We start from the raw sequence: 12,893 nt of genomic DNA, 5'->3' as shown, positions 1-12,893 counted from the left end.
ACGGCACAATGTTATGACCTAAGGCGGTAAACCATGGAGAAGCAGGTTGCAACGGACTCTGCGTCAGAACTCAATGAATTGGTTCATGACATTCCTGCCATTGTTTATCGCCTGGCGTTTGGGCACCCCAGTCTCGGCGCTTCGATATCGGCAGACGTGCAGCGCACATTGGGTTACAACCCGACTGAACTGGATGATCTGGAACAGTGGTGGTTTGACAATATCCATCCGGTTGACCGTGAGCTTGCGTTAAAAAAGTTTCAAGTATGGTATGAAAACGGTGCTGACGGCGTACTGCGTCGAGAGTATCGTTTTCGGCATCAGAATGGCGGCTATTTATGGGTCGAAGATAGCCTTCGCCAGCAACATGCGGTGTCTCAATCCGTGCAGTTTTACGTCGGTATCCTGGTTGTCATTGATGCTGAAGTAAAAGCCCGCTCACGCATACAGCACCTTACTGAGGTGGCTCCGGGAGCGTTCTTTCAACTGCAAATTGTCTCGCCGACAGAGTTCTATTTTCCCTACGTCAGTCATCAGGTGAATGAACTGCTTGAGCTTAGCCCCTTGCAGTTAAAAGAAGAGGGTGCGGTATTGCTCGAGAGAGTGCATGCGGACGATGCCAAAAGCTTGTTGCAGAGCTTTGCTGATGCAAGCACCTCAGCGCAAACCATTGTGTGTGAGTTCCGGGTGGAAGTCGGTGGCCAGATCAAATGGCTGTCGATGCATGCCGCCGCCGAGCAACATCTCACTGATGTCAGCTCTTGGTACGGAATACTGACCGACGCGACACAACGCAAGACCATCGAAAAAGAAATGCAGCAGGCCTACGATGACCTGCGCCTGGCACAGGAGGTTGGGCGTGTTGGACACTGGAAGCAAAACGTCGAAACCGGTGAGCTGATGTGGTCTGACATGATTTATCAGATTCTTGGATTGGACCCAAATAAGGTTTCCCCCTGCGTTGAACTGTTTAATGAGCTGGTACACCCGGACGATCTGGACACGGTTTTGCACCATGAAAAGACCGCCATTGAAGAGGGTGTGCAAGGTTACCAGCACCGTATTCGACATGCCGACGGTCACTATATCTGGGTTGAGGAATACGCCACACCGCAGGCCGATGGCGTTACCTTAATTGGCGCGGTGCGAGATATCAGCGAGCAAAAAGCACTCGAACTTAAACTAAGAAAGTTGGTGGCTACCGACGATATGACCGGGTTGTTTAACCGGCGCTTTTTCTCGGATCAGGTAGAGCGAGCCTTAGCCGATGCCAAACGGCACGGTACACCGTTGTCCCTGATTATGGTCGATATCGACTACTTTAAGCGGGTTAACGATACCTATGGCCACCCGACGGGCGATGACGTCATCATTGCGATGGCTCAACTGCTGAAACGCGGAACCCGGGTCAGTGATTGTTGCGCCCGTATCGGCGGCGAAGAGTTCGCGATTCTGCTACCGGAGACAACGTTATCGCAGGCAGAGCAAATAGCCGAGCAGTTGCGTGCTAACATCGAACAAACCCCGATCGCCGTGCAAGGAGGGCAGTCGTTATCGATAACGGTTACGGCTGGTATCGCCACCGCTGAAGCCGGCGATAGTTGGACCCAGTTGCTTGGGCGCGCCGATAAAGCACTTTATCGCGGTAAACAATCCGGCCGTAACCGGGTGCACCGTTAACTGAGCAGGCGTTGGCGTAATTGGTCCGGCGCCAGCCCAAGCCAGCGTTTACAGGCGCGCCGAAAATTGTTGGGGTTACTGTAACCGAGTTGCTGCGCAAGTTCGCTGTTGGTGCCACCGGGTTGCTGCAACAAATCCAGCAGTTTATACAACCGCACTTGATCATAAAACACCTGATACGACTGACCAAAACTGGCGAATAGGCGTTTGCAGGATGATACGCTAAGCCCCATGGCCATTGACAACTCGCTTAATGAGACATCCTCTGAGCGGTTCAGCCGCAACAACACGTAGCGAAAAATACGTTCAAATTGTGCGGGAGCTGCTAAAGACAGCCGTTGTATTTGACAGAAATAGCGGGCTTGTTTTAGTTGCCCGGGCTGCACCGTTCGGCTCTGATTCAATTGTTGGCGGGGGATTACCAGACGGGGGATCTCGCGCACATGGGTCTGTACTCGCCACTTTTGCCACACCGGCAGGGGAGAGATATCCGGCGGTAGGTGCAAACACCAATGATGAAGATCATGACCACGCAGCTTGGCAATGGACACCATCAAGGCAATGGTCAGTTTTATGCTGGCACGCCGCGCCGCCGCCGTCATTTTGTTACGGCTTCCCGAAAAGGGAATGATGTCGAGGACAAGATCGTCCATCCGCCGATGCGGTAACACCACTACGTTGGGGAGCACCAGATCGCGGTAGCGATAACCGTATTTAAGCGCATCAGCAAGACTGGCGGCCTGCAAACTCAACTCCACCAGTGGGTTGAGCGCCGTCTGACAAAAGGTCTCGGCCAACAATTGCCATATCTGTGGCTCATTAACCCGGCATTCAACCTGCCCCAGTAATTGTTGCAACTGGTAATGGGAAATGCGGTAGTCAGCCGTTTTTATGTCGTCGTAATAGGGAGGTAAGTCCCGTAGCAACTCATGAGTGTTGATACCCCGCTGCCGCAGCAGCGGCTGCAGAGCTGCCAGCCACGGTTTAGCGTACAGCAGCGGTGCGTTAAGCGCGCGCCCGGGCTGCACGTGTAATCCCTCGCTGGACGTCGGCACTGGTGTGTGCGGCGGCTTCAGTAAGCGCATTAAGAGCCTGTTCTGCGCTGTGTTCTTTTACTTCGTGCAAAGTAACCTGACAACCCAGATAAGCGGGCGTATTCAGTTCACTGGTAATGGCGTTAGGTAACCCCGCCAGCAGTTGGCGAGCGTGTGCGTAATCGGTATTTGGCAACAGAATCAGAAAGCGGTCGCTGTGTTCGCGGCAGACGCAATCGCTGGGCCGCAGCAACAATGAAATCAATTCGCTGACGTGATGCAACAGCTTATCACCGGCGTGGCTGCCATAGCTTTGATTAAAGCGAGAAAAACAGGTCAGGTTAACGTGAGCGATACACAATGGTTGTGCCGATTCTGCGGCATGAGAGATTTCGCGTTGCAGTAAATAATGGAAATAGCGTGCGGTATACAGCGTCGTCAGTGGGTCCAGCCATTGGTGTTCGCGCAACACTTTTTCCCGTGTTGCCAGTTGCCGAGTAACCAGCAGGTGTTCTTTGCGCCATTCCAGTGCGCCGATGGCGATTAACATCAGGCCCAGCGGCTGAGGCAGCGATTCGAGCCAGCTTACCAGGCGTAAATCGTCGGGGTAGTGAACAAATTCATCAAGTAGGTCAAGACTCAGGGAAAATACCAGAATGAGGCCGCCGCTGTAAAAATGATCCGTCACCCGCCCCTGCGGGCGTGTTGATACCATCAATAGCAAACCAAGCACCGCAAGTATCAGGGTTGATGCTTCACCGAGCACATCATAAAAATCAATGATTACCAGCGCTTTGGCGCTACCTAACTGATAGCTGATCAACACCGCCAGAGCCATCACCAGAACCATTAATGCCACTCTCCAGTGACCCAACTGTGTTATCCATGATGGTTGTTTCGTATACACCTCGGGCTCCGTTAACCGTGCAAAACTGCTGTAACCATAACCTGCGTTAATGACAAAGCGGTGACACCCTGATGGCAGGATTGAGCTAATACGACCCGAATCAGAACAGCTCGGAATGGCTAACCGGCAACCGTTGTAGTGTCATGAAAGCCGCCTAGGGTAGCAAGCGTTAACCCAAACAACTCAGGTGAGGATGATCATGAAAACGTCGTATTTGGCCTATGCCATTGCCGTGTCCTGTGCAGCGACAGGAACCGCGCAGGCCGCTATGCAGCAAAACGAAACACAACAAAGCTCCGAAGCCGAGCAGAAGGTGCTGGAAGAGGTGGTGACCATAGGTTACCGAGACTCGGTTAAGCGGGCCGTTCAGCAGCAGCGCGAATCAGGCGGAATCATTAACGTGCTGAAAAAGGACGACATGGGAAAACTGCAGGATGACAGCGTCAGTGACGCCTTGCAGCGCATTCCCGGTTTATCGGTGGAGCGCGATCAAGGCGAAGGCCGCTTCATCCGCATTCGTGGCCTGGCGCCGGATCTTAACTCGGTATCCTACAATGGCACCGTTTTGGCTGCGCCTGAGGCCGGTCGCCGTGCGGTAGCGTTAGATGTTATCCCGTCGGACTTACTGGAATCGGTGGTGGTGAATAAAACGCTGACGCCGGACATTGCTGCCGGTAGCCTCGGTGGCAACATCGAACTGAAAAGCATGACCGCCTTTGATCGTGACGGAGCGTTCTACTCATTGGGCGCGGATCTGGGTTACAACCAGCAGTCGTCAGAAACCAACCCTAAAGTTTCCGGTGTAATCAGCAATACGTTCGATATCGGCGGTAACGACGACAGCTTTGGGGTTGCCTTTGCCGGTAGCCATCAGGAACGCTCGTTTACCACGGATAATGTCGAAACCGGCGGTAACTGGGACTTTGATGAACCGGGTCTGGAAGAGTTTGAACAACGTGCCTATGCCGTCACTCGTGAACGGACAGGCTTAGCCCTTAACCTCGACTATCGGCCAACTGAAAATGCCGAGTATTACCTGCGCACGCTCTACAGCGAGTTTGCTGACACTGAAATCCGCCAAGGCATCATTACTGAATTTGCTGAGCCTCTGGTGGAAGGCTCAACCGGGGCCGGTGAGGTGGTGCGTGAACTGAAGGACCGCACAGAAACCCAGAAAATTCAGGCCTATGTACTGGGTACGGAACAACGCATGGGTGACTGGCAACTGACGGTGGAAGCGGGCACCAGTGAAGCCAGCGAGTCACAGCCCTTTGCCATCGGTGGCGCTCAGTTTGTGCAGGAGTTTGACGACGGCCTCGGCTATCGTGGGGTGAAAAAACTGCAGTTGCTGGCACCGGATACGGCTTATCAGACCGGCGGTTATGACATAGACGAAGTTGAAGTTAGCGACGCCTATACTGAGGAAACCGAAAGCAATGCGAAAGTGGACATTGCTTACGACTGGATGCAGCCAAGCTATCAGGCGACTTTTAAAGCCGGGGTAAAAGTCAGCCAACGGGAAAAAACCGCCCGTGAAGACATATACATCTACGAGGACTTTGCGGACTTAGGGGTGAGTGGGTTAACTCTCGCGGATTATCAGACGGGTGAGGTTGATTACGGGCTCGATCGCTTTGGGCCGGGTATCAATGCCGGTGCTTTGTGGCAGATGTTGGAACCGCTGGAGCGGGATGAATTCTTCGACGAGGTAGAATCGCGTATTGCCAGTTATGGCATCGAAGAAGACATCAGTGCCGGTTATTTTATGTTTGATATCGGAGTTGATCGTTGGCAGATCATCGCCGGTGCGCGCTATGAACATGAAAAGCGCAGCGCAAACGGCAGCCGTTATAACGATGAAACCGAAACCTTTACCCCGGAATACGCAGAATTCAGTGACGCCAACTGGCTACCGAGCCTGGTTACACGCTATGACGTAACTGATGCCACTATCCTGCGTATGGCCTACAGCACCGGCCTGGTGCGTCCAAACTTCGAACAGGTACGGCCAAGTTACTTCCTGGAAAACGACGACGGCGACTTAAAGTCTGAGTTTGGTAACCCGGCACTGCAACCGCTGACCTCGCAAAACCTTGATCTGGGTGTCGAGCATTATGATGAGTCATTGGGTGTGGTATCGCTGATGGCGTTTTATAAGGACATTGAGAATTTCGTTTATGAGGCGGATCTGGCAGGTCGTCCGGGTTATGAAAACTTCGACGAAGCGGTGACCTTCATCAATGGCGATGACGCTTATCTGTATGGCCTGGAGCTGAACGTGGTGCACCAATTATCGGGCTTCAATAAATGGCTGGATAACGTCCTCATCAGCAGCAACGTCACCCTGACCGACTCGGAAGCCACGGTCGACTGGCTGGATGACGGGCAACTGCAAACCCGTGACATTGCGTTACCCAGTCAGTCAGACACCACCGCCAACCTGGCACTGGGTTATGAAACCAATCGCCTAAGCCTGCGTCTGGCCGCAAACTATAAGTCGGAGTACCTGGCGGAGCTGGGCGACGTTGAGGACAGCCGCTACGACATCATGGAAGACGATAACCTGACCGTCGACTTCTCGGCGAAATGGGTCATCAATGACAACCTGAATGTCAGCTTCGCGGCCAACAACCTGACCGACGAACCTTTCTATGTGTACACCGGCCAGCGTCGTTATAACGCGCAATACGAGCGCTATGGCCGCAGCTACACCCTGGGTATTCAACTGATCAACTGGTAAATGAACGACATTATGACAAACCGATTAGGAAAAACCGTGAAACTTAATACGATAACCGGCGCCGTTTTATCGGCGCTGATGCTGACATCCGCCTGCGCTTCTAATGCCGGACAGACACCGATTCGTCATCAGGCTGTGGTCGGGGATAGCACCGTGGTGGCGACGAATACCGGTGTTTATTACGGCGAGCAACAACTGGTAGAGGGAGATTTCTTCCACTTAAAAGCGCTGCAATTAACGTCCGGGGCGACTGTGTTTGCGGCCGTTGAGGGTAACGATCAGCAGTTGCATCTGTGGCAGGCTAAAGACGGCAAAGCAGAGCCGTTATGGCAGGGCGAAATTACTACTCGTGTGGTTGAAGACTTGTGTTTTTACGAGAGTCGTGAAAATCGGCAACTGTCGGTATTTTTGCTCGGTGGCCGTGGCGGTGCTGAGCAGCGCTTACTGCAACAGGACGGTCAATGGCTGCCACAGCCGCTGACCATTCGCGCCATGAATGTCCCTTTTGACAGCACGGCCTGCGCCGTATCGCAAGAACAGGGTAAACTCTATGTGGCTGAAGCCGATCAGGCCATCTGGGCATACAATGCTGAACCCGAGGTCGACGAAGGACGTGACTTAATCGCGGCCAAAGCGCCGTTCGGTGACATTCAAGCCGAATTGAAAGCGCTGGAATTGATGTCCGATGGCAGTCTGCTGGCATTGGAAGAAGAAGCACCGCGGCTGTTGCTTTATCGTGCCGACGATAATGGCTATCAATTTGAGCGCGCGATGAGCTTTGACGGGATTAACGCGCTTACCGATATTTCGCTGACGGCTGATGGTGATGTGTTGCTAACCGAAGAAAACCTGAATGCGATGCAGACTGTGCAGATCGACGTTGCGGCTGCGACAGAGCCGCGGTCGCAACAGCCGGTCGCCCAGGTTGCGGCGACGCTGGAAACGCAGCCATCACCGCGCCGTGGTGATGCGATTGATGATCCAGCGGTATGGGTACACCCCAATAAGCCCGCGGCGAGCCGGATATTGGGCACCGATAAACGCACCGGCCTGTATGTGTATGATATGCAGGGTAACATTGTGCAGGAGTTGGCCGTCGGCCGTTTAAACAACGTTGATGTGCGTGGCAACCTGGCCGCTGCGACATTGCGAGATGACAACAGCATTCAGTTATTTTCCATCAGCGACGACGGCGTGCTGACACCTGCCGCTAACCAAACCACGGACATCGAAGAAATCTATGGGCTGTGCATGGGTTATGACAGTAACACTGAGCAAGCGTCCGTTTACATCAACGGTAAATCCGGTCGCATTCAGCAATACCTGGTTAATGCCGACGGCAGTTTGCAGTTAGCGCGAGAAATGCAGGTGCCGACGCAACCGGAAGGTTGTGTGGTCGATGACGCCAGCCAGCGTTTGTTTGTTGGTGAGGAAGATGTGGCGGTCTGGTTGTTCGATGCTAAACCCGACGGCGGCAGCGACGGTGACATCGTTATTCGGGTAGCGGATCATCCGCAACTGGTGGATGACATCGAAGGCCTCGCCTTTGCCCGTATTAACGGAGAGCCCATGCTGTTTGTGTCCAGTCAGGGTAATGACAGTTATATGGTATTCGATGCGCAGGCGCCGTGGGCGCAGCGCGCCCATTATCGCATCCGCACTAACGTTGAGTTGGGCTTGGACGGCGCTTCGGAAACCGACGGAATCGAGGTAACCACACACTCATTAGGCGCGGGTTTTGAACAGGGCGCGTTCATTGTTCAGGACGGTCGCAACCGGATGCCGGAAGCCGGGCAAAACCTGAAGCTGGTGCCGCTGCAAGCGATCACCGATCTGCTCTGAGCCGGTGTTATTGGTTCGGCATAAAAAAACCGGCTTCGAGCCGGTTTTTTTGTGGGGTTTCGAACGCGCTATTTTTTAATCGGTTGTGCGTAGATAACGTCGGTGCCGTTCCAGCAGCGATCGTCACGTGCTGGCGCTGGGTTCTGACAGCGACGTTCAGCCGTATCCGGCACCTGATCCGTCAGGCGCTTGGAGCCGTCAGCGCGCTTATGCAATACAAAAGCATCGTACAGCTCTCCGGTGGCGGTGTAAGAACGGTACGCTACCTGTTGCTCGGAAAACGCCAGCGTCTGGAACAATTGCGTGTCTTCCGCGGTACGGTGCATCACCCGTTGTGCTTCATCGCTGACCAAATACATTTTCGGTCCGGCAACCGAAACCACGTAAACAGGCCCCGAATGGTCGGACAATTGACTGTGGCGTCCGTACGTATGGTCATGTCCCTGCAAGACAAAATCGACATCGAATTGTTCGTAAATGGGCTGCCAGTATTTACGTAAAGGCGGATTATCACGACCTTTCGATACCGATTGAATGGGGTGGTGATGAAACACCACGGTCCAGCGGTTGGGGTTGTCGGCTAATACGTTCTGCAGCCACTCAGCCTGACGCTTGGCGTGTGCTTCATCTTGTAACGCTTCGGTGGAATCCAGTGCTATGTATCGCACGCCCTGGACGTCGCTGAAATAAACGGTGTCAGATAACGCGTCTGGACCGTTACCCGCCACCGGATAGTGTGCTGTCCAGTTTGGCAGCAGGTGACGAATCGGATTGTCATCATCACTGCTGAATTCGTGATTGCCGGCTGCCGGTAGCTGGTTAACGGTAGCTGCCATCCAGTCCACGGCTGCGAACCACTCGCCCCATTCGTCATCGTGAATGCCATCACGGGAGTTCACCAAATCACCGGCGTATAACATGACCTTGGCCCGAGGCGCGGTGCGCAGACTTTCTCTTACGGTCCGTGAAAAATGAGAATAAACCGCATTTTGCGCGTCGCCAAAATACAGCGCGGTGTAAGGGCTGAACGTTGCCGCTGGGGTTCGGAACTGGTACCAATCACTCCAGGTACCGTCGCCGCTGACACGATAAGCGTACAAAGTATCCGGCGTTAATCCGTCAACGGTGACACGGTGGTGCTGTGCTTTGCCGTTAGCGCTGGTTAGACGAACGTGTTCCGCGCTGTATTCCGTTGCCTTAAGATGCAAGCCGGGCGAGGGCGTCGCCGCGGTAATTTGTAAAAGCGCAGGTTCGGACATTACCCGGGTACGCCAACTGAAAGTCTGACTGTGGGCGGGGGCGGCCGTCGCAATCAGCGCCACGCGATCAGGAAACGCCGATACCTCATAACGCATTTCGCCTTCAGGTACTGAGGTATTGGCGGGCTGAGTCTCAACCGCACTCATGGTGTCGCTGGTCGTTAAGATCAGCGCCATAGCGCAAGCGACTTTGGTTAAGGGTGACAGATGCATAAAGGTTCCTTTTGCGGATAAAAGATTCAGCTTATACTGCGGCAGTGACATCGATGTTGCGCATAACGGCCAGACTTAGCTGATCGGAGCACGCGCTGCAAACAATGGTATTATTCTGTACCCATCTGATAAGCTGTCATGGTTGTCAGAAGAAACACGCAAAAGGAGTTTGCTATGTCCTCACAGGGTTCACGACAAACATTAGTTCGGCAGTGGGAAATGCTAAAGCTATTGCCTACCCGGCCACCGGGAATGACCGCTAAAGACATTTGTCAGCAGCTCAATGACGAAGGCTTTCAAGTTTCTAAACGACAGGTTGAGCGTGACCTTGAGCAGTTGTCGCATTCCTTCGCACTGATCTGTAACGACAAAGGCAAGCCCTACGGCTGGCATTGGATGGAAGGCGCGGGCGCTGACGTGCCGGCAATATCCGCAGCCGAAGCGCTGTCATTGACGATGGTCGAAAAAGTGTTAAAACCACTGGTTCCGACGACCGTGCTGAAATCGATGGCACCGCGTTTAAACCAGGCTAAGGACAAACTGACGAAGCTGCAGCAAGGGGCGTCATTCGGCGACTGGCAAAATAAAGTGGCTTACGTGCCGGCCACATTGCAACAGCAAACCCCGAAACTCAGTGATGAGGTGCTCAGCAACGTACAACTGGCACTGTTGCACAACCAATGCATCGACGTTAGCTATCAACCGGGCGCCAAGCCGGATGCACTGAAAAGCTACACGTTACACCCTTTAGCGATGGTACAACGTGGCGTCAGTACCTATCTGGTGGCTTGTGTTGATCCCTATGATGATCCCCGCTTGTTTGCCTTGCACCGTATGCAGCAAGCCACGCCGCGCGACGATAAATCGGTAAAGACGCCGACGGGCTTTACCTTAAAACACTATATCGACCAAGGCGGGTTGCAGTTTTCTGACGGCAATACGCTGCAACTTAAAGCGCGAATTGATCATAAGCTCGCCATGCACTTAACCGAAACACCGCTCAGTGATGATCAGCACATCACCACGGATGGGGATAAGCACTTGTTAAGTGCCACTGTTGCCGACTCGTGGCAACTGGACTGGTGGGTAAAATCCATGGGAGCGCAAATTGAAATTCTGCAGCCAGCATCGCTGCGCACCAGTATCATCAACGACCTGCAGCAAGCACTCGATAATTATCAGTATCGATAAAAACTCAAGCACTAACGTTAGCTGCTTTTTTGTGACTCGATTGAGTGTTATAGCGGGCCATACTGCTCTTCAATAATTCATTGATTAACCACGCGCATATAAATATGGACAAACAATCGCTAAAAGCAAACATAGCGCGTTATCGTTGGCTTACAACTGTTTGCGCCATCGTTAATAGCAATGCGCCCGTGTTTGGCTAGGCTTTTTCACTTTCATCAAAAAAGGAAAAAGCTGATGTCATCAAAAGGCATAAATAAAGTGTTTATTGTGGGTCATTTAGGCGCAGACCCGATACTGCGCCAGACGCAAAATGATACCGCAGTTGCCAATCTCAATGTCGCGACTTCTGCATCCTGGAAGGATAAAGTCACCGGCGAAACCAGGGAGCAAACCGAATGGCACCGCTGCGTGTTGTATCGGCGGTTAGCGGAAGTCGCCGGTGAGTACCTTCATAAAGGCAGTAAGGTTTATATCGAAGGTCAGTTGCAGACCCATAAATGGCGAGACGATAACGGCACTGACCGATACAGCACGGAGATTATCGTGCGAAATTTGCAAATGTTGGATAGCAAAAGCAGTGCCGATAAAAATCGCCCTGCCACGCATAGCGTTAACTAAATGTACTCAGCCGCCAGTATCGTTACACTGCGCGGCTGGTTCATGCTTAACTCCAGGAACAGCGTCATTTTTCACGCAATTTAAAGATCAAACCTATTACGCCGGCCCAAATAAAGACAAACGGCACCAGCAGATTAACCGCACCCAACGCCCCCGCAGCCAATTTTTCGCTAAGCGAGTAGGGCGACAGCTCGCTAATCCAGAGCTCGTGCGGGAATAATTGCGCATGATACAGGGTTAAAATAACTTTGAAGGCAATACCCACTATGATGTTGACGTACCAAGGTAGTTCGAGGAGGTGATTAAATATCCCGTTTAGTGTCTTTTTAAGCATTTCCATCTTCCTACCAAGTTATTAATTTAAAGCCAGTTTACCGGTAGGAGCGTCATTTTATGTCGCAGTAAATTCGTTGCAATTAACCCCCTTTACATCCACTTCAAAACAAACCACACTAGCGCAAGAGTTCACATAAAAATAACAAGTTAACGATGTCAGAAACTGCTAAAACACGCATTAACGAGTCGATGCTGGAAAAATTGTCTTATGCCCAACGCCAGCGGTTGGCTTACATCGATTTTTGTTTGCTGTTTAAAGGCGAAATTTATCGCAACGATCTGATTAAGCGATTTGAGGTGGGGTTGTCGGCCGGTTCGCGCGATTTCAATCTCTACAAAGAAGTCGCTCCGCAGAATCTGGTGTACGATCATCAATTAAAACGTTATTTTCAAACCGACAGCTTTGAGCCGGTATTCGAACACGATCCTAAACGCACACTGGTGAAACTGGCCAACGACATCAGCGACGGTTTCGATGCCATCGGCGACGTGCAATTTCCGGTGGAAGCGCCGACCAGCCTCAATGTGCCGGACATTTTTGTGATTGCGCGGCTGGTACAGGCGATGCTTAAGCAGCAAGCTGTGATGATCCGTTACACATCGCTGTCGAGTGGTGAAAGTCGCCGCGAAGTGGTGCCGCATACCATTGTGGATAACGGTCAGCGTTGGCACGTACGGGGTTACGATCGCAAAACCGAAAGCTTCCGTGACTTTGTGCTGACTCGCATCAGCGAGGCGGAAATTACCGATAACGCCGGTGTTGAGGAAGGCAGTGAAAGTGATCATGAATGGCATCGGAAGATCCCGTTACAATTGGTTGCTCATCCGCATAATGTGACCCACAGCAAAGCCATTGAGATGGACTATGGTATGACCGACGGTGTGCTGACCATCGACGTGCGCGCCGCCATGGCCGGCTATTTGCTGCGACGTTGGAACGTCGACTGTACCGAAGATGCCAGTCTCAATGGCCCCGAATACCAACTTTGGCTGCGCAACCGCACCAGTTTAATGAATACCAGTAACCTGGCCATCGCACCGGGGTATAAGGTGACGTAACTTGCGCCTTAGGC

The 12,893-nt window shown here is 52.6% G+C and carries 9 protein-coding genes and 1 pseudogene; 6 read left to right on the top strand and 4 right to left on the bottom strand.

Annotation, left to right across the window (positions count from 1 at the left end; genetic code table 11):
- Positions 1 to 33 precede the first annotated feature (33 nt).
- Positions 34 to 1,680, top strand: a complete 1,647-nt coding sequence (locus C5610_RS06905) for a sensor domain-containing diguanylate cyclase (protein WP_105306530.1) — start codon at positions 34 to 36, stop codon at positions 1,678 to 1,680.
- Here the strand turns inward: C5610_RS06905 and C5610_RS06900 are convergent.
- Both C5610_RS06900 and C5610_RS06895 read right to left on the bottom strand, forming a co-directional pair.
- Positions 1,677 to 2,765 carry a helix-turn-helix domain-containing protein gene (locus C5610_RS06900; RefSeq protein ID WP_105306529.1) on the bottom strand — a complete coding sequence of 363 codons (1,089 nt, stop codon included), beginning with the start codon at positions 2,763 to 2,765 and terminating at the stop codon, positions 1,677 to 1,679. The genes C5610_RS06905 and C5610_RS06900 overlap by 4 nt on opposite strands.
- Complete coding sequence (locus tag C5610_RS06895; protein ID WP_262339792.1) at positions 2,686 to 3,621, bottom strand: GGDEF domain-containing protein; 936 nt, start codon at positions 3,619 to 3,621, stop codon at positions 2,686 to 2,688. The genes C5610_RS06900 and C5610_RS06895 overlap by 80 nt, the downstream gene beginning before the upstream one ends.
- A gap of 199 nt (positions 3,622 to 3,820) precedes the next feature.
- Between C5610_RS06895 and C5610_RS06890 the strand changes: the two genes are divergently transcribed.
- Together C5610_RS06890 and C5610_RS06885 are read left to right on the top strand one after the other, a co-directional pair.
- Positions 3,821 to 6,361 (top strand): TonB-dependent receptor, encoded by a 2,541-nt coding sequence (locus C5610_RS06890; protein ID WP_262339791.1) that lies wholly within the window; start codon positions 3,821 to 3,823, stop codon positions 6,359 to 6,361.
- A 36-nt stretch (positions 6,362 to 6,397) separates the two neighbouring features.
- Positions 6,398 to 8,203 (top strand): phytase, encoded by a 1,806-nt coding sequence (locus tag C5610_RS06885; protein ID WP_262339790.1) that lies wholly within the window; start codon positions 6,398 to 6,400, stop codon positions 8,201 to 8,203.
- Positions 8,204 to 8,271: 68 nt separating this feature from the next.
- On the opposite strand, the gene C5610_RS06880 is transcribed toward C5610_RS06885, so the two are convergent.
- Complete coding sequence (locus C5610_RS06880) at positions 8,272 to 9,675, bottom strand: purple acid phosphatase family protein (RefSeq protein WP_158682671.1); 1,404 nt, start codon at positions 9,673 to 9,675, stop codon at positions 8,272 to 8,274.
- A 174-nt stretch (positions 9,676 to 9,849) separates the two neighbouring features.
- Here C5610_RS06880 and C5610_RS06875 point away from each other — a divergent pair, with 174 nt between their 5' ends.
- Both C5610_RS06875 and ssb read left to right on the top strand, forming a co-directional pair.
- Entirely contained in the window at positions 9,850 to 10,866 is a 1,017-nt protein-coding gene (locus tag C5610_RS06875; RefSeq protein ID WP_158682670.1) for a helix-turn-helix transcriptional regulator, read from the top strand.
- Between the two features lie 234 nt (positions 10,867 to 11,100).
- Positions 11,101 to 11,442, top strand: a pseudogene (gene ssb / locus C5610_RS06870) (single-stranded DNA-binding protein); the annotation flags it as partial.
- Positions 11,443 to 11,548: 106 nt separating this feature from the next.
- Here the strand turns inward: ssb and C5610_RS06865 are convergent.
- Positions 11,549 to 11,818, bottom strand: coding sequence for a hypothetical protein (locus C5610_RS06865; protein ID WP_126820027.1), 270 nt, complete (start codon positions 11,816 to 11,818; stop codon positions 11,549 to 11,551).
- A gap of 191 nt (positions 11,819 to 12,009) precedes the next feature.
- On the opposite strand from C5610_RS06865, the gene C5610_RS06860 reads away from it, so the two are divergent.
- Positions 12,010 to 12,879 carry a WYL domain-containing protein gene (locus tag C5610_RS06860; RefSeq protein WP_105307737.1) on the top strand — a complete coding sequence of 290 codons (870 nt, stop codon included), beginning with the start codon at positions 12,010 to 12,012 and terminating at the stop codon, positions 12,877 to 12,879.
- Positions 12,880 to 12,893: the final 14 nt, after the last annotated feature.

It is taken from the genome of Idiomarina sp. OT37-5b (assembly GCF_002968395.1).
Taxonomy (GTDB): domain Bacteria; phylum Pseudomonadota; class Gammaproteobacteria; order Enterobacterales; family Alteromonadaceae; genus Idiomarina; species Idiomarina aquatica.
This window is presented reverse-complemented; position numbering and strand designations above follow the sequence as displayed.